This is a genomic window from Mariniflexile sp. HMF6888 (assembly GCF_044335535.1).
Lineage (GTDB): Bacteria > Bacteroidota > Bacteroidia > Flavobacteriales > Flavobacteriaceae > Mariniflexile.
Genome location: NZ_JBIQVZ010000002.1, coordinates 643453 through 667611 on the forward strand (window position 1 = coordinate 643453; position 24159 = coordinate 667611).

15 protein-coding genes and 2 tRNA genes are annotated in these 24159 nt (G+C 33.4%); 8 read left to right on the forward strand and 9 right to left on the reverse strand.

Features of this window, described 5'->3' with window-relative positions:
* Window positions 1-34: 34 nt before the first annotated feature.
* Together ACGLWY_RS07970 and ACGLWY_RS07975 are read right to left on the reverse strand one after the other, a co-directional pair.
* On the reverse strand, window positions 35-1660 hold the full coding sequence (locus tag ACGLWY_RS07970; RefSeq protein WP_396619149.1) for a T9SS type A sorting domain-containing protein: 1626 nt from the start codon (window positions 1658-1660) through the stop codon (window positions 35-37).
* A gap of 16 nt (window positions 1661-1676) precedes the next feature.
* On the reverse strand, window positions 1677-2231 hold the full coding sequence (locus tag ACGLWY_RS07975; protein WP_396619150.1) for a nuclear transport factor 2 family protein: 555 nt from the start codon (window positions 2229-2231) through the stop codon (window positions 1677-1679).
* A 517-nt stretch (window positions 2232-2748) separates the two neighbouring features.
* On the opposite strand from ACGLWY_RS07975, the gene ACGLWY_RS07980 reads away from it, so the two are divergent.
* From ACGLWY_RS07980 to ACGLWY_RS07995, 4 genes are all read left to right on the forward strand, one after another.
* Entirely contained in the window at window positions 2749-4254 is a 1506-nt protein-coding gene (locus tag ACGLWY_RS07980; RefSeq protein ID WP_396619151.1) for a hypothetical protein, read from the forward strand.
* A 198-nt stretch (window positions 4255-4452) separates the two neighbouring features.
* Complete coding sequence (locus ACGLWY_RS07985) at window positions 4453-6099, forward strand: amidohydrolase family protein (protein WP_396619152.1); 1647 nt, start codon at window positions 4453-4455, stop codon at window positions 6097-6099.
* A gap of 14 nt (window positions 6100-6113) precedes the next feature.
* Window positions 6114-7532: a S41 family peptidase gene (locus ACGLWY_RS07990; RefSeq protein WP_396619153.1), complete on the forward strand. Its 1419-nt coding sequence runs from the start codon at window positions 6114-6116 to the stop codon at window positions 7530-7532.
* A gap of 126 nt (window positions 7533-7658) precedes the next feature.
* The gene (locus tag ACGLWY_RS07995; protein WP_396619154.1) at window positions 7659-8378 is read left to right on the forward strand and encodes a hypothetical protein; all 720 of its coding nucleotides are present in this window, start codon (window positions 7659-7661) and stop codon (window positions 8376-8378) included.
* Window positions 8379-8505: 127 nt separating this feature from the next.
* Here ACGLWY_RS07995 and ACGLWY_RS08000 read toward each other — a convergent pair whose 3' ends face one another.
* The 4 genes from ACGLWY_RS08000 to ACGLWY_RS08015 all read right to left on the reverse strand — a co-directional run bounded on the left by ACGLWY_RS08000 (window position 8506) and on the right by ACGLWY_RS08015 (window position 11350).
* Window positions 8506-8814, reverse strand: a complete 309-nt coding sequence (locus tag ACGLWY_RS08000; RefSeq protein WP_396619155.1) for an Arm DNA-binding domain-containing protein — start codon at window positions 8812-8814, stop codon at window positions 8506-8508.
* Between the two features lie 202 nt (window positions 8815-9016).
* Window positions 9017-9091: transfer RNA gene (locus tag ACGLWY_RS08005), tRNA-Pro, on the reverse strand.
* A gap of 27 nt (window positions 9092-9118) precedes the next feature.
* Window positions 9119-9202 (reverse strand) — tRNA-Ser (locus ACGLWY_RS08010).
* Window positions 9203-9298: 96 nt separating this feature from the next.
* Window positions 9299-11350: an HD family phosphohydrolase gene (locus ACGLWY_RS08015; protein ID WP_396619156.1), complete on the reverse strand. Its 2052-nt coding sequence runs from the start codon at window positions 11348-11350 to the stop codon at window positions 9299-9301.
* 370 nt (window positions 11351-11720) lie between these two features.
* Here ACGLWY_RS08015 and ACGLWY_RS08020 point away from each other — a divergent pair, with 370 nt between their 5' ends.
* Together ACGLWY_RS08020 and ACGLWY_RS08025 are read left to right on the forward strand one after the other, a co-directional pair.
* Window positions 11721-12896, forward strand: a complete 1176-nt coding sequence (locus tag ACGLWY_RS08020; RefSeq protein ID WP_396619157.1) for an acetyl-CoA C-acyltransferase — start codon at window positions 11721-11723, stop codon at window positions 12894-12896.
* 131 nt (window positions 12897-13027) lie between these two features.
* Window positions 13028-13777 (forward strand): NlpC/P60 family protein, encoded by a 750-nt coding sequence (locus tag ACGLWY_RS08025; protein ID WP_396619158.1) that lies wholly within the window; start codon window positions 13028-13030, stop codon window positions 13775-13777.
* A gap of 198 nt (window positions 13778-13975) precedes the next feature.
* Here ACGLWY_RS08025 and ACGLWY_RS08030 read toward each other — a convergent pair whose 3' ends face one another.
* Window positions 13976-15232, reverse strand: a complete 1257-nt coding sequence (locus ACGLWY_RS08030; protein ID WP_396619159.1) for a tetratricopeptide repeat protein — start codon at window positions 15230-15232, stop codon at window positions 13976-13978.
* A 16-nt stretch (window positions 15233-15248) separates the two neighbouring features.
* Complete coding sequence (gene gyrA / locus ACGLWY_RS08035; protein WP_396619160.1) at window positions 15249-17825, reverse strand: DNA gyrase subunit A; 2577 nt, start codon at window positions 17823-17825, stop codon at window positions 15249-15251.
* A 358-nt stretch (window positions 17826-18183) separates the two neighbouring features.
* Here gyrA and ACGLWY_RS08040 point away from each other — a divergent pair, with 358 nt between their 5' ends.
* Complete coding sequence (locus tag ACGLWY_RS08040; RefSeq protein ID WP_396619161.1) at window positions 18184-20730, forward strand: ATP-dependent Clp protease ATP-binding subunit; 2547 nt, start codon at window positions 18184-18186, stop codon at window positions 20728-20730.
* A 412-nt stretch (window positions 20731-21142) separates the two neighbouring features.
* Here ACGLWY_RS08040 and ACGLWY_RS08045 read toward each other — a convergent pair whose 3' ends face one another.
* Entirely contained in the window at window positions 21143-21628 is a 486-nt protein-coding gene (locus ACGLWY_RS08045; RefSeq protein ID WP_396619270.1) for an Lrp/AsnC family transcriptional regulator, read from the reverse strand.
* 222 nt (window positions 21629-21850) lie between these two features.
* Between ACGLWY_RS08045 and metE the strand changes: the two genes are divergently transcribed.
* Complete coding sequence (gene metE / locus ACGLWY_RS08050; protein ID WP_396619162.1) at window positions 21851-24154, forward strand: 5-methyltetrahydropteroyltriglutamate--homocysteine S-methyltransferase; 2304 nt, start codon at window positions 21851-21853, stop codon at window positions 24152-24154.
* Window positions 24155-24159: the final 5 nt, after the last annotated feature.

Here is a 24159-nt window from a genome sequence, read left to right on the forward strand (position 1 = left end):
TTGCTTTAGGATAATCTCCATTTTATGGGAACAATTACTCCGATTTAATAATTTTAAAACTCTGCGTTCTTTCATCAGATGTCTTAATTTTAAGTAGATACATCCCCTTTTTCAAATTACCCAAATCAATTACCTGATTTGTATAATTAAAAGAATCTATTTTCTGGCCTAACAAATTGTAAATACTCATTGAGGAAATATTAGTCTTTTTAAAACTTACATGAAGATATTTATTTGTGGGGTTAGGAAATAAAACAGCATTATCAAAATCAGCTTTAGAAATCCCAAGGGTACTATCACCATACATTTGAATATAGATTTCTGTTTCGCCATCATTTGGAGACATATTATCATCTCCTTGCCAAGCAATTAAATATCCGTTTTGATGATTAGTAGCTATGGCAGGATAATCTCCATCATAATTAGCATCATTATCTGGTCCCATATCACTTAATAAAAATACTGAGCCATTTAAATCACCTAAATTAGAAAGTTTTTGACCATGTATTTCTTCTTCATTTAAAATATTGGCATCGCCTCTATAAGTTACAAAGTACTCATTATTCATTTTATTCCATACAACCTCAGGAGCCCAGGCGTCATAATTGGCATCCACATTGGTTATGCTGCTTATTCTAAAATCATTGGTTCCCGTCTCTGCTCCCGTGGCTAAAATCCTTTGTCCGTAAACCTCATAGGCACCCACAACCATATCGGAGCCATACCAAACAACTAAATACTCGCCATCTGTTTCATTATAGGCAACCCCAAAATTTTGACCAACTAAAAAACCGGTATCGCCATCAGGACCTATGTCGCTAATTCTAAAATTAGCCCCAACCAAGGTATTGGTATCAAAATTAAAAAGCTGTCCAAAAGCTTCTATTTCGCCATCCGTTGCTGTTTCCCCTTGCCATACTATCAAAAACTCATTGTCTGTTGGATTATAACTCAAATTAGGATACCTCGCATCAAAATTGGCATCATTAGCAGGAAGTTGAGCACTTATCTTAAAATCATTACTGCCAATTTCAACCCCAAGGTTTGAAATTTTCTGACCATAAATTTCAAACTTGTTGTTGATGGCATCATCCCCTTCCCAAACCACTAAATACTCATTATTTACCGTGCTATATTCCACTTTGGGAAGAAATGCACCGGTACTGGTATCACCTTCCGTTCCCATATCACTAATTCTCAAATTTGATCCCAATAAGATTCCCGTACTAGCGTCAATGCGTTGTCCAAAAATTTCATTTTCACCATCCACATACGTCTCCCCTCTCCATACTACAAAAAACTCATTATCAGTGGCGTTGTAGGCAACATCAGGATCTTCAGCCCTAAATGCTGTGTCGCCATCCGTTCCTAAAAAACTAATTCTAAAATCGTTTAACCCTACTTCATTTCCATCTCCATCGATAAATTGACCATATATTTCGAACTCATTATCTACAACGCTTCCTCTATTATCATCTGCGGACCATACAACTAAATACTTGTCTTCAGAAATACTATATGCTACCTTTGGTTTAAATGACACAAAAGACGTTGTACCATCTGTTCCCATATCACTAATTCTAAAATCGTTGTTTCCAAATTCTTGGGCATTTGTAAGTATATAGGCTAAGAGCGCTAGTAATGATGTAATGTTTTTCATAGTCAATATTTAGGATTTATTCTTTGTTATTGGTTATTTGTGCTTGAATTTGCTTCATGTAGCTGTCATACCCACCATAATCTGTATGACTTATTATTTTCCCATTTTCAATTTGAAGTATTGTTAAAAATGGGATGGAAATTAATATTCTCTCCGAACTAGGCTCTTTAAACCATGCATTGGGCAATTGACATTCGAATGTTGAATTAATTATTATGAACGATCCCGATTCAAAAACTTTTTCAATCCTAAAATCAACATAGGGAGGTCTTTCATTTTCAAAACCATTCTTGAAGACGCCCCTAAAAAAGTTATAGACCTCTTTTATTCCGTTAAAGTCAAATTTTTGATTAAACACTTCACTTCCAGTCGGATCTTCAAAATGAATGTTTTCAGCATAAAAAGTTTTCATTGTATCAAAGTCCCAATCGCCATAAGCTTCCATGTAGCTTAATGCTATAGTTTTATGAGATTGACTTCCAATATCAGATTGCGAATAAAATAAAAAAGGTGTCAGTATTAATAAAACAAATAAAGTATGCTTTGTTTGAAATTTGTAAGGTAATGACATGATAATTGCTTTTATTAGTAATTATGTACTAATATCAGTCAAGTATTTTTTTTAACTACTATTTAGATTTGGATGCCTTTAATTATGAAGTAAAACACTCATATTTTGATACTTTTTGATCTGTCGCCATACTAACCTTTTTAGAGCTCATTAAATTCAATAAGCTTATCTTTTTGGATCAGATATCTAGGCAATTTTAACTACACAAAAGTAATATCATTACCGATTTTCTTCATTTAAATCATAATTAAAGGGGTTTAAATCATTTTCATTTTTTTTGAATAAGTACTCATTATTTTTAAAAATAATAAATTTTACAGTCGGGATTAGTTACCAAGAACCTTTGTTTTTATCAAATATTTAATATCAATAATGGCATTGAGCATTTTGCTAAAACATAAAACTTTCATATTCAATAGTAAAATGTGATCCTTGAATTTACCTTTTTTTGACCTTGAAATAATCCTACAAACTAAATTTTAATATAAACTGAAAGCTAATACATAAAAATAACGACATGATAATTCCCAAAAATATTCTTTTAACTATTTCTTTAACATTACTTTCATTTGTTTGTTTCCCTCAAGAAAATACCATTACAACATCAAAATATCATTTAAAGATTTCTAGAGACAATCTGAGGTTGGTAGAGGTCAGTGCTAGTTTGGAAGTACAAGAACCATATTTGGAAATGAGGCCGTGGGGATTCCCTACAGAAATTGAAAGAGGCTGGGCCAAATTTGTTTATTTAAAATCTATTACGGATAATAAAGGAGCCCCCATTAATTTTGTTTGGAATAATGAATTAAAAAAATGGAAATTAGATGTCCCTAGAAATAGTATAATCAACCTTAAATATGAAGTAGAATTATCACACGATAATTACAACTGGGATTCCGGAGGTGGAATAGACGCAAGACCAACTGTATGGAAAGATAACACCTTATTCTGGGTTTCGTCTGCTCTGATTATTTATTCTGATAGAGACGCCCCTCTCAAGGCTGAAATAACATTTGATATCCCAAAAGAATGGAAAGTTTCTACTGCATGGGTAAAATTATCCAATAGGAGGTTTGAATCTAAGAACATAGATGAGCTTATCAACAATTTAATAATGATTGGCAACCATGAAGAAAGACTTATCAAACATGATAATATGTCAATTACCATTGCGACACCAGCTAATTTTAAGCATAGAATCGATTTAATTCAACAAAGCTTAGAAAAGGTTTTACCTGCTTACAAAAACATTTTTGGTGAATTGCCAACTGCTAATTATTTAGTGTGTGCCTCTAAAAATACGATACAAGATGGTGAAGCATATACAAATAGCTTTCATCAAATGTTTATTGATAAAGATTTAGAATACAATAAAATAGTTTGGGCTAATACACTTGCCCATGAGATGTTTCACTATTGGAATGGTACAAACTTTATTTTTAGTGAAGATTATGCAGGCAATTATTGGTTTTCTGAGGGTTTTACCAATTATTATTCTAGCTTGTCTTTAGTTAGGACAGAAATTATAAGCAAAGAAGAATACCTCAGATTTTTAGCTTATCAATTTTCCAAACTTGATTTCTCTCAAAAATATGCAAATGAAAAAACCAGTCTAGCCGAGGCTGGCAAGAGCAAGATAAACAATTGGCATTTTATTTATGGCGGTGGCACTACCATTGCCTTCATTTTAGATGTTGAAATCCGAGCTATTACAAAAGGAAAAAAATCATTGGATGATTTTATGAATGTACTATATACCAAATACGGAAAACTTTACAAACCAATTAGTGTTGAAATTCAGATAGAGGAACTAAACTATTTAACAAACTCTAACTTTAAGCCCTTTTACAACCAGTATATTTTAGGAAATACTTCAGCCTTGGATGCTATTGACAGAGCTTGTAATAAAGCAGGGTTAGCCATAAGCCATTTTCAAAGTGAATTTTACTTGACCCCGAAAGAAAACAAAACAAACAGCATCTACCAATCAATTATTGCACCAATAAAATCAATTGATCAGTAATTGTATCCTATACGCAGTAATATGTCTATTGTGGTATCAGCCCCCTACTGAATAAAGTTACAATCTGACAAAATTTTGAATTAATGAATAACAAAATTTATCAAGATGGTAAAAAAACATATTTTAATTTTTATTTTTTTAATTATATCACTTCCCTTATTTACACAGACCTATATTATCAACGTAACCGTGGTTGATGTGGAAAAGCAAAAACTAGTACCTAATCAAACTGTTACCATAACAAATGATTTGATTACCAATATTGGTAAAAACAATAAAGTACCGATACCAAAAAAGGCCGTCGTAATAGATGGAACAGGTAAATATCTTGGCCCTGGTCTAGTTGATGCACACATACACTTCTTTCAAAATGGAGGCTTATACACTCGTCCTGATAATATTGATTTAAGAGCATATAGGAATTACGAACAAGAGATTGAATTAGCTAAAACCGATATGGAAACCAAATTAAGAAGGTATCTTCAAAACGGGATCACAACAATAATTGATGTGGGATCAACATTACATTTACTTAAACAACGTAAAGAATTTTTAGATAAAAATTTTTCTCCCAAAATTTTTATGACAGGACCTTTGTTGACCACTTACGAACCAAAGGTCTATGAAAATTTGGATGAAAATGAACCTTTCACCTTAATAAGAACTATTGAAGATGGTATTGATGCTGTAAAACAGCAATTACCCTATAATCCAGATTTTATAAAAATTTGGTATATCGCAAGTGAAGATGGTCTAGGAATAGAGAAAAGTGCTAGAAAAAACCTGCCGTTAATAAAAGCTATTATAAGTGAGGCTCATAAAAACAATTTGAAAGTTGCAATGCATGCAACACAAAGAATTACGGCTCAGCTAGCTGTGGAACATGGGACTGATTTTTTGGTACACAGTGTAGATGACGAAATTTTAAATGATGATTTTGTACAATTGATGAAGAAAAACAAAACCGTACTATGCCCAACATTATTGGTACATGATGGATATATGAGCACATTTGGTCAAAAAAGGACAATGAGCAATCATGAATTGCAGAAAGCGGATCCATTTCAACTAGGATCACTTTTGGACTTAAAACATCTGCCTGACTCGACCATTGTTAATAGATACAAGAAATACGCAAACTCACCAAAAAAAATTTCAGAGTTAAGAAAAGCTGATTCAATAAGCATGATTAATCTCAAAAAACTATCTGATCAAGGAATTACAATCGTTACGGGAACTGATGCAGGAAACATAGGTACTTTACACGCATCATCATATTTAGGAGAAATACAAGCTATGCAAAAAAGCGGAATGGACAATTGGCAAATTATTCAAGCATCAACATTAAATGGAGCAAAAATATTTGACAAAGAAAATGAACTTGGAACGGTGAGCGTTGGCAAAAAGGCCAATCTTCTTCTTTTAGATGCAAATCCAGTCGAAAATATAGAAAATCTTACCAAAATTAATACTATTATTAACAGAGGAGTCATTTTCAAACCAAACGAATTATTAAAAAATTCACCATCTGATTTAGCTCAACGGCAACTGAATGCTTATAATTTTAGAAATATTGAGGCATTTTTAGAACCTTATGATAAAGATGTAGAAGTCTACATGTACCCAAACAAATTACAATTCAAGGGCATAAAAACTATGAGAAAAACTTATTCAGAAATGTTTAAAAACACACCAAATCTACATTGTAAATTAATTTATAGAATAGTACAAGGAAACACCGTCATAGATAAAGAGCGCATACTATTTAATGATAAAGTAATTGAGACAGTTGCTATATACCAAATTGAAAATTACAAGATCAAAAAAGTATACTTTGTTAAATAATTAAATAATTCAAAATGAAACAATTATCTATTATATTTATAGCTTTATTGATAGTCTCTTGCGACTTTCTAACTTCTAAAAAAAAGGACAAACCCTTTAATGAAGAGCTCTTGAATGTATCAGATAGTATTTCTCAACTAATGAGCAAATATCATTACAATCCTAAGGAGCTTAAAAAGGATGACTATCTTGTATTAGAAAAAAAAGTAAAAAATCTTGCAAAAAGGGTAAAAACAAAAGAAGAATTCATAACCGGGTTCAATGAACTTTGGAAAGATGGCCCCTTTTCACATGTATCACTGAGTTTTTCTGAAAGAAAGGCCAATGAAATGGCTGAATTTGTTGATACACTTAGAGTAGGCAATCAGAGCGTTTCACTACAATGGGTTGATAAAACAGCAATACTTACAGTGAATACCATGATGGGTGTAGATACAAAAGAACGAGTATTTGAGGCTTACCGTGAAATATCAAGTAATGGAGCAAAATCCCTGATTATTGATCTTCGCAATAATAAAGGAGGAACTTTTGCAGGTGTACCTCTTGTTAGCCATGTGCTAACCGACTCTATTGATGTGGGGATATTTGTTTCACGAAAATGGTGGAAAAACAACACAAGGGAACCAAAGCTTAAAGATGTAGAAAATTTGAAGTCGTGGCAAGGATGGTCATTGAAGACTTTCTGGAATGATATACAAGAGAAACCGCTAACTCGTGTGCAATTTACCCCAATGTATCCACACTTTAATGGTCACGTATATGTCTTGACAAGTAACAAATCTGCAAGTGCCGCCGAGTTTGCAATAGACGCCCTTGCCCATGAAGAAAAGGTAACTATAATTGGTCAAACTACTGCTGGAGAAATGTTGTCACAGAAAATGTATGATTTACCATATGGATTTCAATTATCCTTACCAATAGCTGAATATTACTCAACACGGATTGGAAGAATTGAAAGTAAAGGTGTAAAACCAGATATTAGCATTGATCAAAGTGTCGCTATGGACTTAGCCATATCATTGGCTAACGAAGTAAAATTGGATGATGCTATAAAAAAAGCACAGCTAAAAATTGACACAATTGATGAGCTACCGTTGGGAAAAGATGAAATATACTTGTTTGGAAATATGAATGATTGGGGTAAAAAATGGAATATCACCCCTCGCTTTGATCATATAAGCAAAGGGATATATGAAGCAAAGACCACATTAAAAAAAGGAACTTATGAGTTCAAAATAGCTCCAATGAATTGGGATTTTGACTTTGGTGCAAACCCAAATCAAGAAAAAGCATTTCTAGGGGAAAAGATTTCCCTCTCAAAATTAAAGGGAAGCAAGAATCTGACTCTCGAAATTGAAAATGACACAAAGCTAAAATTTAGCCTAGATGTAAGCAATGAAAAGTCCGCAACATTATACATTGTTAAAGATTAATATACCCAGTAAATTTGAAAAAGAGTTCTGAAAATAATTTAAGAAAATGATAAAATAAATAATATCAAATTGTAACAAATATTAATTCTAAAAAACGTAATGAATTCAAAATTCTGAACAAATTTTATGATTAAAGAAGAATACAAATATCATCATATTGGATTACCAACAACTATTTCTCAGAAAAACGAGGAGTATAATGAAGAGTGGAAATTTTATGGATCAGGCTATTTTGAAAGTCAATTTGGGATTGAATGGTTAAGAATTGAAAAAGATTCCCCATTACACCCATTAATTAAAACTGTACCACATATTGCATTTGTTGTTAAAGATATTAATAAATCTATTTTAGGACAAAAAGTAATTTATGGACCGAATAATCCAGCAAAAGGAGTAACAGTTTGTTTTATTCAATTAGATGGAACGCCAATAGAGTTTTTACAATTTGATAGACCAGAAAATAAAATATGGCCAAATGAGCATAAATTGATAAACCCAGTTCATAGAAAAGAGAAAAAGAAAGAACTAATTAATTATAAATATCATCACTTTGGAATCAGTACAAATCTTAAAAAAAGAAATACGTTATATTTAAAAGATTATAAAGTGCATTATACAGATCATCAAGCTAATCCATTCGGAATACAATGGATGAAATATGATTCCGATTGCAAATTACCATCTATTGTCCAAAAATTATCCCACGTTTCTTTTCAAGTCAACAATCTAAAACAGGCTATTAAAGGCAAGAAAGTAATTATTGAGCCTTATAGTCCGTCAAAAGGTGTTTTGGTTGCCTTCATAGAGGAGAATGGTGCACCAATTGAATTTTTTCAAATAAACTAATGTATACTGTAATTAGGATGTATCTTCATGGTTCTCGATTTTAACATATTGACCATATTGGTATTATGATAGACCAGTAGGTCGCTGAGTGTTTTCTGGGTGTTGTCCTTACCCATGTAACGGGATTTTATTGCTTGCGATGGACCTTGTCCTCTTCCAACAACTGTTTATGGCAATCCAATAACCTGCTGTACTCCTGGTCGAGGTATTTGTTCAAGGTCTGTATGGGATACGAGCTGTCCCGCCCCCTGTTTTTGGAGGCATCCCAATCTCTTTGTTGGACATGGCGCTTTAGACTGATCTCGGAACGCTTGCCATTGACAGTAATACAGGCATAAATGGATAGTTCCTGTGGTTTGCTTCGGGACTTTCTTGTGAAGAAAACCACCGAAAAGGTGTTGCTTGTTTGCATTTTTAAGAAGCTTTCGTTAAACATTTACTTGCAAAAACAAAAGTCAAATCATTCTTAAATGTTCCTTAAAACTACAACAATTCCAGTAAATGAGTGTTCACCGATTTGCACATCTTTTATATGATTTCAATTGGTTTTATTTGATATCAAACAAAATGGGTAAAAACAAAAAACACTGATAATCATACGATCAACAGTGTTTTGATGCTTCCTATTTCTAGGTTCGTCGGGGTGGCAGGATTCGAACCTGCGACCTCCTGCTCCCAAAGCAGGCGCGATAACCGGGCTACGCTACACCCCGAATTGGTTATCTATTTATATTTTTTTGCGGAGAGACAGGGACTCGAACCCTGGCGACACTTACGCGTCGACAGATTAGCAATCTGCTCCATTACCACTCTGGCACCTCTCCTTAACTTTTAATATGAACTTATGCAATAAAATTGCGGTTGCAAATGTAATCTATACATTATAAGAACGCAACTATTTTATTCAATTTTTTTTAATATTATTCTGGATATTCAATTCTTAAATGATAAATGTTTGCTAACTTGTGTTTTAGCACTTTTTTTATAGATTGTATTTCCTTAAAAGTAATATTAGCATTTAAAAATTGGCCACCTTCAATTTGTTTGTTTATAATATTCTCAACAAAGGCATCAATTTTAGTAGACGTAGGATCTTTTAAACTTTTAGATGCAGCTTCAACACTATCGCACATCATTAAAATAGCGGTTTCCTTACTAAATGGTTTAGGTCCTGGGTAACTAAAATCTAATTTATCCACACCTTCAAAATCATTTTTCTCTTGCATATAAAAATAATATACGACACTAGTTCCATGGTGGGTTCGAATAAAATCTATAACTCTATCGGGCAAATTATATTTCTTGGCTATTTCAACACCATCAATTACGTGCCCCGTAATTATTCTTGCACTTTCTTTAGATGATAACTCATCATGTGGATTAATGCCTGTAGACTGATTTTCGGTAAAATAGGTTGGATTTTTCATTTTACCAATATCATGATACAAAGCACCTACCCTAACCAACATTGCATTAGCACCTATTTCATTTGCTGAGGCTTCGGCAAGATTTGCTACATTTAATGAATGATGAAATGTACCAGGAGCTTTGTTTGAAAGTTCTTTTAATAATTTTGAATTGGTGTCGGACAATTCTAAAAGCGACACATCTGAAACCAATCCAAAAATCTTTTCGTAAGCATAAATCAATGGTTGTACAAACAAGGTTGCGAGTCCACTTAAAACAAACCATATAAACATTTCCCACTCGATGGTTTCTACACTGCCTTCGTGAATGACAAAAAATGCAAAATAAGCTACTATATATATAAGGGTTATTTGTCCTACCGAAATAAACAAATTGGCACGTTTGTACAATTCGGAAACCGTTAAGATGGTTACGATACCTGCTATGATTTGAAGAAACATATACTCGTAACTATTAGGTACAATAAAACCTAAAAGCAATACCGTAATTACGTGCGCAAATAAACCCAAACGGGCATCAAAAAAGGCTTTAAATATTAACGGTAAAATACAAATAGGCACTACATAAATAAACTTAGAATTGTAGTTTACAACCAAGGTTGTAATAAATATCATTAAAAAGATATTAAAAAAAATAAAAGTGACTTTGGTGTTGTTTTCGAATACTTCTTCTTTTCTATATTTTCTTAAGAACAAAAGCAACATTAATAAAGCTAACGAAACCAATAATGTATAAGCAAATAGTATCCAATTATAGTTAGATTTACTCCATACCTGAGACTCATATTCTGACTGTAAAGACTTTAAAATTTGATACTTATCGCCTTCAATTATTTCTCCTTTTGATATAATTAAGGTTTCCTTTTCAACACGCCCTCTGGCGTAAGCTATTTTGTTTAGTTCTTCTTGCTGCGCTTTTTCCGTAAACGATTTATCAAAGGTTAAATTAGGTTGGATAAGCTCAAAAAATAATGATACAAAATTAGTTTTATAATGAGTTAAATAGTGCTTTTGCAGCACACTATTTATTACAGGCGTAACAGCATCTTGCTTTATTAAATCTGAAAAAAAACCGTCTTGTTTTTTTACACGCTTATCAAGAATGACAATGGATCTATTATCTGCAAAATTGTAACTTTCACTTAAAACACCAAAAGCATAAAACTCCGAAATTACTTCTAGTCCTACTTTATATAAATAATCTAAAGTTCTTTTTGGAATAGAATCAGAAAAAGCACTTTTAAACTTTTGACTATATAACATTTTTACTTTTGCTTCAACAGTATTATCAACAACAAAATACAAAATGGAATTATCAACTATGGCTTGCTTTTCTGAAGCTATTTCAGCATCAGATTTTTTTATGGCAAAATTAAAAGGTGCATATAAATTTTCAGATTGCCAAGGTTTTCCTTTTTCAAAATTGTATTTAAACTTCCCACTTTTTGGAAACAAATACACGATTAAAAAAGTGGTGCAAACAAACAGCAAACCTTTATAAATTAAGGAATGGTTTCTGTAAAGTTTATTTATAAAGTCTTCCATTTAAAAAGCTAAAGAAACCCAAATGTAATAAAATTATAAGCCAATACCATTTTTTATAATGAACGCGTTTAAACTTTTCACAATTGGCTAAAAAATTGTCCTTTTTTATCCATGCGCCTCCTGGTCCATTGACTACGCCGAATCTTCGATTTCACTAAAACAATCCACCGGACTGTTTCTTAACGCTCTGTCCTGTCTTTTCTTCCTTCCATAGCCCTGCTATGCAACTCAAAAAAGCCTTCAACCGAATACAAAATGACTGATTTTCGCTTCAATCAAAAAAGTTTAAATGAGTTCAATAACAGAATCGCTCTAATTTCTACTAAAAAATCATTATTTTCGCATACACATTAAGTTTAATAATTATCTAATGAATAAAGAAGTAGTTATTGTTTCGGCCGTAAGAACACCAATTGGTAGTTTTATGGGTGCGCTTTCAACAATTCCCGCGCCTCAATTGGGAGCAGTTGCAATAAAAGGTGCTTTAAGCAAAATAAACTTAAAACCGGAATTGGTTGATGAAGTGTTGATGGGCAATGTAGTACAGGCAGGAACAGGGCAAGCACCTGCAAGACAAGCTGCTATTTATGCTGGCATACCTAATACCGTTCCTTGTACCACTGTAAATAAAGTTTGTGCATCTGGCATGAAAGCCATTGTACAAGCGGCCCAAAGCATTGCTTTAGGAGATGCCCATATTATTGTTGCTGGTGGTATGGAAAATATGAGTTTGATTCCTCACTATTTATACGCCAGAACTGGTACAAAATTTGGATCTACCTCTTTGATAGATGGCATGCAAAAAGACGGATTGGTAGATGCTTACGACCAAAATGCTATGGGCGTTTGTGCTGATGCTTGTGCTACAGAATATAAATTTTCCCGTGAAGACCAAGATGCTTTTGCGATTCAATCGTACAAACGTGCTGCGGCTGCTTGGGATGCTGGAAAATTCCATAATGAAATAGTACCTGTTGAAGTACCACAAAGACGCGGAGAACCCATTATAGTAAGTAAAGATGAAGAATTCACGAATGTGATTTTAGATAAAATCCCGCAATTACGACCAGCCTTCTCTAAAGATGGCACCGTAACAGCTGCCAATGCTTCTACCATAAACGATGGTGCTGCTGCAGTGGTTTTAATGAGTAAAGAAAAAGCAAACGACCTTGGTTTAAAACCACTTGCCACTATAAGAAGTTATGCCGATGCTGCCCACGAACCAGAATGGTTCACCACAGCGCCTGCAAAAGCATTACCAAAAGCTTTAGATAAAGCAGGAATTAGTATAAAAGATGTCGATTTCTTTGAATTTAATGAAGCCTTTTCTGTTGTTGGATTAGCAAACATGAAAATTCTTGGACTTAATGATGCCAATGTAAATGTTAACGGTGGTGCGGTATCCCTTGGGCATCCACTTGGCTGTTCGGGTGCTAGAATCGTTGTCACATTACTAAATGTTTTACAACAAAACAATGCTAAGATCGGTGCAGCAGCTATTTGTAATGGCGGTGGCGGTGCATCTGCAATTATTATAGAACGCTAATTATTTTTTATTGAATGTTTATAATTTAAATATGGTTTATTACTCTAGTTTTTTTGTTCAGAATATAAAGTTTAATCTGTCGCTGTATTTCAATATATAATTTTCAATAATTAAATAGTTTATAATTATATATGCAATACGGAATTTGTAATTTAAGCATTGTCCCACTTAGAAACGAACCTACTGATACTAGCGAACTTGTTTCGCAAGTTTTATATGGTGATATTTTTAAAATCTTAGAGCAACGTAAAAGCTGGAGTAAAATAAGACTTGATTTTGATAAATATGGCGGTTGGATTGACAACAAGCAGCTATTAGAAATTACCGAAGAACAATACCAACAACTACATAAAGAAACTCTAAAACTTTCTATAGATTTAGTTGAATTTATTGAAGACAATAACCAACAATTACACCCTATTTTATTAGGGTCTTCCCTAAATGGCTTGTCTATTTTAAATCACAAACACGATGGCTCAGTCATAGAAGGTAAAAAAGCCAAAGAAAATCTTATTAAAACCGCTTTTTTATATTTGAATTCACCTTATTTATGGGGTGGAAAAACCCCTTTTGGTATTGATTGTTCTGGGTTTACGCAAATGGTTTATAAACTTAACGGTTATAAATTATTACGCGATGCCTCACAACAGGCAACACAAGGCGACCCCTTAAGTTTTATTGAAGAAAGTGAACCTGGAGACTTAGCGTTTTTTGATAACAACGAAGGCATTATTACCCATGTAGGCATTATTATGAGTGATAATTACATTATTCATGCACACGGAAAGGTTAGAATTGATAGATTAGACCACTCAGGCATTTATAATGTGGATAGTAAGACACATACCCATAAACTTCGGGTTATTAAAAAAGTGATATAAATGCTTGCGTTTTTAAATCTTTTTAATTTATCAGAAAGAGTACCTAACTTTATTTAAAACAGAAAAAGGCTCACATTATATTTTTACATCATTTGACAAGAACTTCTAATAGTTCGTCCTTTCTTCAAACAAAACAAAAAAATTACCTATAAAAAATGCCGCAAATTGCGGCATTTAGTTATTATAAGCAATTTAGAATTAGTTTACACCTTCTGCTTCTAAAGCATCAACTTTAGCTTTCATTTCTTTTTGCTTAGCAGTTTCATCAAGAATACTATAAATATTCATTAATGTTTTTGCTGCGCCTAAGTTTTTAGAATCGATTTCTAAAGCTTTTGTTAAATAGGGCGCTGCATTTTTATATAAATCTTGGCGTTGTGCTCTTAATTCATCGTAACGTAAATCGTCTTTTTTAGAACTTCCTAAACCGTTCATTTCTTTAATCATAGCTTCTTCTTTCGACAAAATTAAAGCTGCTAAATTTATATACGCATTAGTATACTGCGGGTCTAATGCTATCGCTTTTTCATAATAAGCTTTAGCTTCTTCTGGTTGTCCAGACTCGGCTGCAATAACACCCAAATTATATTGTAATTCAGGATTATTCGGATCCATTTGAGTTGCTTTTTCCAATAAAGCTTTAAACTCTTTTGTATTACCTAATTTATAATGGATATTTGCTTCCGATAAAATTAAATTAACATCATCTGGGCTTTCTGCTCTTGCATCCTTCATGGCTGTTAAGGCTTTTTCATCTTCACCTTTGCTAACATAAATTAGCGCTACATTTTTTACAATTTCAGGTTTTTTAGACTCAGTCATTCGCTCTCCTGGATTTTTATGACTCTTCGCCTTAACATAAAGATCGCGCGTATTTTTATCCATGATTTCTTCTTCTCCTGTTTCAACATTTGTTGCAAAATATTGCTTTTCAATACCTGTATAACCTAATTGCTTAAGTTCTTCATATAAGTCTAGAGCCCTATCATATTCTTGAACATTCACAGCTGTTGCTGCTGCGTAATATAGAAATAAGGTGTCTTTTGTACTTAGTCTATAGGCTTTTTCAAAATATTTAGAGGCTATTGAATAATCTTTACCTTCATAAGATTTATTTCCTTTAGTTAATATACCATTAACCATGGTTTGCTTTAATTCTGAAACCTCTGTAGCATATCCTTCTTTTACGTTTTCTAAACTTTTTAAAGCGGCATCAATATCGTCCATAGAGCCCGCACCGTCAGCATATAAAGCCTCAGCGTTTAAATAATAGTATTGCGCTTTAAGTTTGTCGTCCATAGAAGACATTAAAGCCTCTGCTTGTTTTAAAGCTGCCTTAGCTTCAGCATAGTTTTTCCCTTTTATAGCTTTTTCTACAGCTCTCAGTTCTTTTTTTTGTGCAAATGAAAATGCGCAAACCGAAAATGCCAAAGCTATGATAATCTGTTTCTTCATTTTAGTAATATTTATATTAATTTTCCGTATTGTTTTCGTCCAAATCAGTATCTAAGTTAGTATCAATAGTTGTGCCATCGTCTGTAACGGCTGTGTTTTCAATACCTTCTTCAGATCCATCTACTTCATCTTCATCGTGCATTACCTTAGCAACAGCAGCAATGGAATCGTTGTTTTTTAGATTGATTAATTTAACACCTTGGGTAGCTCTACCCATCACTCTTAAATTTTTCACCTCTAACCTTATGGCTATACCTGATTTATTGATAATCATTAAATCATCATTATCAGTAACATTTTTTATAGCAACTAATTTACCTGTTTTTTCTGTAATAGAAATAGTTTTCACACCTTTTCCTCCACGGTTAGTAATTCTATAAACAGGCTCTCCATCTTCAGGATCATCAATGTAAGTACGTTTTCCATAACCATTTTCTGAAACGACCAATACGGATTCTTCTTGCGGATTTTCAATAGTTACCATGCCTATTACTTCGTCATTCTTGTCCGCAAGTGTAATACCTCTTACACCTGATGCACTACGACCCATTGGTCGTGTTTTGGCTTCTTCAAAACGAATGGCTTTACCAGATTTAAGTGCTAACATAACTTGGCTCTCACCTGTAGTTAATCGTGCCTCTAATAAAATATCGTCTTCTTTAATAGTAATGGCATTAATACCATTGGTTCTTGGACGCGAATATTGTTCTAAAGATGTCTTTTTAACCTGACCTTGTTTAGTAGCCATAATCACATAATGACTATTTATATACGCTTCATCTTTAAGATCTTGAGTACAAATAAATGCTTTTACGGTATCGTCTTGCTCAATATTTATTAAATTTTGAATAGCTCGACCTTTAGACGTTTTACTGCCCTCTGGAATTTCATAAACACGCATCCAGAAACATTTTCCTTTTTGGGTGAAGAACAACATGTATTGGTGGTTAGTACCTACAAATAAATGCTCTAAGAAATCTTCATTTCTTGTGGTTGATGCTTTTTGACCAACCCCACCTCTATTTTGTGTTTTGTACTCCGACAATGATGTACGTTTAATATAGCCCGCATGAGAAATAGTAATCACTACTTTTTCATCAGGAATCATATCTTCAATACTTAAATCACCCCCTGCATATTCGATAGTTGAGCGACGCTCGTCACCATATTTTTCTTTTACGACAGCTAATTCATCTTTAATAATCTCCATGCGACGTTCTTTTTTATCTAAGATATCTTTTAAGTCGATGATGAGTTTCATGATGTCTTCGTATTCAGAACGCAATTTATCTTGCTCTAAACCTGTAAGTTGACGCAAACGCATCTCTACAATAGCTTTGGCCTGTATTTCTGAAAGTTCGAAACGTGTTATTAAGTTTTCTCTAGCTTCATCCGCATTTGCAGATGCTCTGATTATGGCAATGACTTCATCAATATTATCTGAAGCAATAATCAATCCTTCTAATATATGAGCACGCTCTTCGGCTTTACGCAATTCATAAGTAGTACGTCTTACAACAACTTCATGTCTGTGCTCAACAAAATAATGGATTAACTCTTTTAAATTTAAAAGCTGTGGACGCCCATTAACAAGTGCAATGTTATTAACACTGAATGACGATTGTAACGCTGTAAATTTGTAGAGTTTATTAAGAACGATGTTTGGTATCGCATCACGCTTTAAAACGTAAACAATACGCATCCCATTTCTATCCGATTCATCTCTAATGGTGGCAATACCTTCTAGTTTTTTCTCATTTACCAAATCAGCAGTTTTTTTAATCATTTCTGCTTTATTAATTTGGTAAGGTATTTCAGTTACAATAATACACTCACGTCCCTGAACTTCTTCAATATTAGCTTTTCCGCGTATTACAATTCTACCTCTACCCGTATGAAATGCTTCTTTAACACCATCGTACCCATAAATAGTACCTCCTGTTGGGAAATCTGGTGCTTTCACATATTTAATTAACTCGTCTATTTCTATATCGTTATTTTCAATATAAGCAATAGTTCCATTAACGACTTCGGTTAAATTATGGGGTGGCATATTGGTTGCCATACCTACCGCAATACCAGAAGCACCATTCACTAAAAGTCCTGGAATACGAGTTGGTAAAACAGTTGGTTCCATTAAGGTATCGTCAAAATTCAATTTGTGGTCAACGGTTTCCTTATCAATATCTGCCAACATGTCTTCCGATATTTTACGCATACGCGCCTCAGTATAACGCATTGCTGCAGGACTATCCCCGTCTATAGAACCAAAGTTTCCCTGTCCATCAATTAACATATATCGTAAACTCCATTCTTGAGCCATACGTACCATGGCATCGTAAACCGATGTATCGCCATGTGGGTGGTATTTACCCAAAACTTCTCCAACTATTCTTGCTGATTTTTTGTGCGCGCCTGTTGCTCTAACTCCTAGTTCGTGCATGCCAAAAAGCACACGCCTATGAACTGGTTTTAATCCGTCTCTAACATCTGGTAAAGCACGTGACACAATGACCGACATTGAGTAATCAATGTAAGCCGTTTTCATCTCATCTTCAATATTAATAGGGATCAATTTTTCTCCTTCTGCCATAAATAATTTAATTAAGTTTTATGAGTTTTTCAAAACATGCTAATATACGTATTTCGATAGTTACTATAAATGGTTACATCCCATTTTTTTCGTGTTTTTTATTAACAATTATATCTGCTTTTTTCGTTAATAAATATGCTACGTAAAATTTTGATTTTGTAAAGATTTTTTCGTCAATTAGCAACTTTCATATGTAAATATCAATTATTTTTTTTAAAGTCATATGGTATCGCTTTGTTTTCAGTGGCGTTTTTTTTGCAAAAAACTTCTTGCTAATAGCGATTTCACACATTTTAAGGTATAGTTTTTGCCGTTGGTAAAATGTTTTAGTATTTTTAATGCAGAAAGGACACTAATTATGGATGATAATTTTTCCCCAAGAGTAAAAGATGTAATTGCTTATAGCAAAGAAGAGGCATTACGGCTAGGTCACGATTTTATTGGGACTGAACACCTAATGCTTGGACTTTTACGTGATGGCGATGGCAAGGCTATAAATATTTTAAATGCGTTGGATGTAGATTTAAACCATCTAAGACGCAAAGTAGAAATATTAAGTCCTGCTAACCCAAATATTTCGGTAGCTTCTAATCAAAAAAAGAACCTACATCTTACTAGACAAGCAGAACGCGCTTTAAAAACAACGTTTTTAGAAGCCAAACTATTTCAAAGCACTTCTATAAATACAGCCCATTTGTTGCTTTGTATTTTAAGAAACGAAAACGACCCCACTACCAAGCTTTTAAATAAGCTTAAAGTTGATTACGACAATGTTAAAGAACAATTCAAATTTATGATAACAAACGATAACGAATATATAGAACCAAAAGCAGAATCATTTCAAGATGATGATTCCCATACAGAAGATGATGCTTCAAAAGATATTTTTAATTCGCCAACAGGCAAAGCAAACAAAAAATCCAAAACACCTGTTTTAGATAATTTTGGTCGCGATTTAACAGTTCTTGCTGAAGAAGGCAAATTAGACCCTGTGGTTGGCAGGGAAAAAGAAATTGAACGCGTTTCTCAAATTTTAAGTAGAAGAAAGAAAAACAATCCGCTTTTAATTGGTGAACCGGGTGTTGGTAAATCGGCCATCGCCGAAGGTTTGGCGCTTCGAATTGTTAAACGAAAAGTTTCAAGAATTCTATTCAACAAACGTGTTGTTACGCTAGATTTGGCAAGTTTAGTTGCAGGAACAAAATACCGCGGACAGTTTGAAGAACGCATGAAAGCGGTTATGAATGAGCTTGAAAAAAACAACGACGTTATTTTGTTTATCGACGAAATCCACACCATTGTTGGAGCTGGTGGCGCAACCGGCAGTTTGGACGCATCGAACATGTTTAAACCGGCCTTGGCACGTGGCGAAATCCAATGTATTGGTGCTACAACTTTAGATGAATACAGACAATATATTGAAAAAGATGGTGCTTTAGAACGTCGTTTTCAAAAGGTCATTGTTGAACCAACTACGGTTGCAGAGACTATTGAAATCCTCAACAATATTAAGGCAAAATATGAAGAGCATCACAATGTTGATTATACACCTGAAGCTATTGAAGCCTGTGTAAAATTAACTAATCGTTATATGACGGAGCGCTTCCTTCCAGACAAAGCTATTGATGCTTTAGACGAAGCCGGATCGCGTGTTCATATTACTAATATTGAGGTGCCGAAACAAATTATTGAGCTTGAGAAGCAACTCGAAATGGTAAAAGAAACAAAGAATTCGGTTGTTAAAAAGCAAAAATATGAGGAAGCTGCTAAACTTAGAGACGATGAAAAACGTCTTGAGAAAGAGTTAGCCATTGCCCAAGAAAAATGGGAAGAAGATACTAAGCAACATCGTGAAATTGTTACCGAAGATAATGTTGCCGATGTCGTTTCAATGATGACAGGAATTCCTGTAAACAGAATTGCTCAAACCGAGATCAATAAATTGGCCGAGTTACCAAAACTTATTAAAGGTAAAGTTATTGGTCAAGACGATGCTGTTGCCAAGGTTGTAAAAGCTATTCAACGTAATCGTGCAGGGCTTAAAGATCCTAACAAGCCCATTGGTTCGTTTATATTTTTAGGTCAAACAGGCGTTGGTAAAACACAGTTAGCAAAAGTATTGTCTCGCGAATTATTTGACAGTGAAGATGCGCTTGTTAGAATAGACATGAGTGAATACATGGAGAAATTTGCGATTTCAAGACTAGTGGGTGCACCTCCAGGATATGTTGGTTACGAAGAAGGCGGACAATTAACAGAGAAAGTAAGACGTAAACCTTATGCTGTAATTCTTTTGGATGAGATTGAAAAAGCGCATCCAGATGTGTTCAATATGTTGCTTCAAGTACTTGATGACGGGTATTTAACCGATAGCTTAGGAAGAAAAATTGACTTTAGAAACACTATTATCATTATGACTTCTAATATCGGAGCTCGTAAACTTAAAGATTTTGGTGTCGGTATTGGTTTTGGAACTGCTTCGCAAAAAGCACAAGAAGATGCCAATGCTAAAAGCGTTATTGAAAATGCCTTAAAAAAATCATTCGCCCCAGAGTTTTTAAATAGAATTGATGATGTGGTGGTGTTTAATCCTTTAGAAAAAGAAGACATCAATAAAATTATTGATATTGAACTTGATAAACTTCTTTTAAGAATTAAGGATTTAGGATATAACTTAAAACTTAGCGACAAAGCAAAAGATTATATTGCTGATAAAGGTTTTGATAAACAATATGGAGCAAGACCATTAAAACGAGCTATTCAAAAATATATCGAAGATGCTTTAGCCGAAGAAATCATCACTTCACACGTTGAAGAAGGCGATAGCATTCATATTGATTTAGATGAAAAAACTCAAGAACTAAAGATCAGTATTGAAAAGGCTGAAAAACCTGCTGAATCTTAAATAAAAACCTGTTCATAAAAAAGAGGCTGTCAAAAAAGTCTAGTTTGATGTCATATTGAGCACTTCGACAAGCTCAGCACAGGCTTTGTCGAAATATTTTAACTTATTGGTAATCAATATCGGTTTCGACAAGCTCAACCTGACAAATTAAATTTAAAGGACTTTTTAGACAGTCTCTTTTTGTGTCTATACTTTCCCTTTAAACTATTAAAAAGATTCAAGGCTTTGCTAAAAGAAAATAGACTATATAAATGGCAACATATTGATTTACTTTTCTGTTTTTTATAATCGTAAGTAACCTATTATTACAAAAAGAAAGGCTACAAATCAGTAATCTCTTTAAAAAGCCATTATCACTGTGTTTGCAGAGAAATTGTAAAAGCTTTATTGGATAACAATGATTAAAAAGCTATTAAATAGGTACAGAATATGAATTTTTAATTTCTCCCATGACAAAAGTGCTATGAGCACTTCCTATATTTTGCAAGCTTCCTAAATGATTTAAAACAAAATTTTGATACGATTTCATATCACTTACCAATATTTTTAGAAAAAAATCATAATCTCCAGAAATATTATAACATTCGGTGACTTCTTCCAATGAAAGAATGTCTTTTACAAATTGATTTCCTATTTCTCTTGTATGTTCCTTTAACCTGATATTACAAAAAACCATTAAACCTCTATTTAACTTTTCAGCATCTAAAACGGCTATGTAGTTTTTAATGTAACCAGCCTTTTCTAATTTTTTCACCCGCTCAAAAACTGGTGTTGTAGACAAATTCACCTTAGCAGCCAACTCTTTGGTAGTTAAGTTTGACTTAGATTGTAACAGTTTCAAGATGCGGACATCAATGTCATCTAATGCAGTTACAGAATTATTTTCTTTAAAGCTCATCATTTTTTAATTTAAAAGATTAAAAATCTTAAATAAGAAACAAAAATAGCTGATACATCTAAATGTACCATATAATTATGTCATTTTATTCTTTAAATATAATTTTGCTTAGTCATTAAAACTAATAAAACATTATGAAACACCTATGAAAGCCGCATTCACACACAAAGATGGTTTTAAAGGGTGTTTCATCTGACCTTTAAAAACAAATAACATAAACAGATGAAAACTACCATTTTAGGCTACCCAAGAATTGGAAGTCAACGCGAACTTAAAAAAGCTAATGAAGCTTTTTGGTCTGGAAGAATTGACAAAGATGAGCTGTTAAAAACAGGTTCTGAACTGAAAAAACAAAATTGGATACAACAACAGAAACTTGGGATTGATTTAATTCCTTCAAACGATTTTTCTTTTTACGACCAAATATTAGATGCATGCCTAACTTTCGGATGCATTCCCAAGCGTTATAAGAATTTTGATAAAAATAATTTTCTGGAATTGTACTTCGCCATGGCTAGAGGGTACCAAAAAGACCATTTAGATGTCACAGCTATGGAAATGACAAAATGGTTTGACACCAACTACCATTATATAGTCCCTGAATTTGAAAAAGACCAAAACTTTGAATTCTTTTCTAAAAAAATTATTGACGAATATAAAGAAGCCTTAGCATTAGGCATTAAAACCAAACCTGTATTAATTGGGCCTGTGACATTTTTGTTATTGGGAAAAGAGAAAGCAGACGGATTTGATAGAATCGACTTGTTGGATAAATTACTTCCTGTTTACTTTGAAATTATAGGAGAATTAACAAATCTAGACGTTGAATACATACAATTTGATGAGCCTTGTTTAGCACTTAATCTTTCAGAAAAAGAACGTGAAGCCATAACAACGACTTACGAAACAATCCATGCTAAGTTTCCAAAATTAAGAATATACCTAGCCAATTATTTTGATTGTTATGGTGAAAATTTAGATACAGCACTCCAACTTCCAGTGGACACACTACATTTAGATTTAGTAAGATGCCCTTCACAGCTAGATGATATCTTAGAATCTAAAAATTACAATCCTAAAACAAAATTAGCATTAGGGCTTGTAGATGGTAGAAATATTTGGAAAAATGATTTTGAAGCCTCTTTAAAAATCATTGAAAAAGCCACTAGCAGCATCCTTCCTGAAAACATATGGATTTCAGCATCTTGTTCGCTATTGCATACACCTTACGATTTAGATTTAGAAACCAATTTGCAATCAGAAATAAAACAATGGCTCGCTTTTTCAAAACAAAAGTTAGAAGAAATAACCACACTTAAAGAACTTTCGACTCCTAATAACGAAGCTTATTTGTCACTTTTTGAAGAAAACAAACTAGCGAACTTGACCCGACAAAGTTCTAAACTTATTCATAACCAAAACGTAAAAGATCGCATATCCAATCTTAAAGAAGCCGATAGCCATAGAGAAAACAACTTTTCAATTAGGCAAGCGAAACAAAAAGAAGCACTAAAATTACCTTTGTACCCAACGACAACTATTGGGTCTTTTCCACAAACCAAAGAAGTTAGAAACTGGCGATTAAAATACAAAAAAGGCCTTCTATCACAAAACGACTATGATTCTTTAATAGCTAAAGAAATTGAAAACTCTATTCGTTTTCAAGAAGAAATAGGCTTAGATGTGCTTGTTCATGGCGAATTTGAACGCAATGATATGGTTGAATATTTTGGGGAAAAACTAAACGGATTTGCCTTTAGTGACTACGGTTGGGTACAAAGCTACGGTAGCCGATGTGTAAAACCACCTATTTTATTCGGCGATGTATCTCGTGAAAAACCCATGACAATCAAATGGTCTACCTACGCACAAAGCTTAACCGATATTCCTGTAAAAGGCATGTTAACAGGTCCTGTAACTATATTACAGTGGTCTTTTGTTAGAAATGATCAGCCCAGAGCAACCACTTGTAACCAAATAGCTTTAGCTATTAGAGATGAAGTTGTTGATCTTGAAAAAAATGGTTTAAAAATTATTCAAATAGATGAACCTGCTATTCGAGAAGGTTTACCTCTAAGAAAAGAAGATTGGCAGCACTATTTAAATTGGGCAGTTAAGGCATTTAGAATTTCAGCAAGTGGTGTAAATGATGAAACACAAATTCATACTCACATGTGCTATTCTGAATTTAATGATATTATTTCAAATATCGCCGATATGGATGCCGACGTTATCACTATTGAAACCTCTCGATCTGAAATGGAATTATTAAATGCCTTTGTAAACTTCAAATATCCTAATGAAATCGGCCCTGGTGTTTATGATATTCATTCTCCTAGAGTACCATCATTAGAAGAAATTGAGACCTTGTTAATGAAAGCTAAAAATGTTTTACCAACGCAACATATTTGGGTAAACCCAGATTGTGGTTTAAAGACCAGAGATTGGCCAGAAACAAAAGAGGCTTTAAAAAACTTAGTTAAAGCAGCAAAAAATATGAGAAAAAGAGAATTGAAATTAATTTAGATTAA

Excerpts from the sequence above, each read along its gene's own strand:
- ACGLWY_RS07990 (WP_396619153.1), top strand. The coding sequence starts at position 6,114 with ATGAAACAATTATCTATTATATTTATAGCTTTATTGATAGTCTCTTGC.
- ACGLWY_RS07970 (WP_396619149.1), bottom strand. The coding sequence starts at position 1,660 with ATGAAAAACATTACATCATTACTAGCGCTCTTAGCCTATATACTTACA.
- ACGLWY_RS08030 (WP_396619159.1), bottom strand. The coding sequence starts at position 15,232 with ATGAAGAAACAGATTATCATAGCTTTGGCATTTTCGGTTTGCGCATTT.
- ACGLWY_RS07975 (WP_396619150.1), bottom strand. The coding sequence starts at position 2,231 with ATGTCATTACCTTACAAATTTCAAACAAAGCATACTTTATTTGTTTTA.
- metE (WP_396619162.1), top strand. The coding sequence starts at position 21,851 with ATGAAAACTACCATTTTAGGCTACCCAAGAATTGGAAGTCAACGCGAA.
- ACGLWY_RS08020 (WP_396619157.1), top strand. The coding sequence starts at position 11,721 with ATGAATAAAGAAGTAGTTATTGTTTCGGCCGTAAGAACACCAATTGGT.
- ACGLWY_RS08045 (WP_396619270.1), bottom strand. The coding sequence starts at position 21,628 with ATGAGCTTTAAAGAAAATAATTCTGTAACTGCATTAGATGACATTGAT.
- gyrA (WP_396619160.1), bottom strand. The coding sequence starts at position 17,825 with ATGGCAGAAGGAGAAAAATTGATCCCTATTAATATTGAAGATGAGATG.
- ACGLWY_RS07980 (WP_396619151.1), top strand. The coding sequence starts at position 2,749 with ATGATAATTCCCAAAAATATTCTTTTAACTATTTCTTTAACATTACTT.
- ACGLWY_RS08015 (WP_396619156.1), bottom strand. The coding sequence starts at position 11,350 with ATGGAAGACTTTATAAATAAACTTTACAGAAACCATTCCTTAATTTAT.
- ACGLWY_RS07995 (WP_396619154.1), top strand. The coding sequence starts at position 7,659 with ATGATTAAAGAAGAATACAAATATCATCATATTGGATTACCAACAACT.
- ACGLWY_RS08025 (WP_396619158.1), top strand. The coding sequence starts at position 13,028 with ATGCAATACGGAATTTGTAATTTAAGCATTGTCCCACTTAGAAACGAA.
- ACGLWY_RS08000 (WP_396619155.1), bottom strand. The coding sequence starts at position 8,814 with ATGTTTAACGAAAGCTTCTTAAAAATGCAAACAAGCAACACCTTTTCG.
- ACGLWY_RS08040 (WP_396619161.1), top strand. The coding sequence starts at position 18,184 with ATGGATGATAATTTTTCCCCAAGAGTAAAAGATGTAATTGCTTATAGC.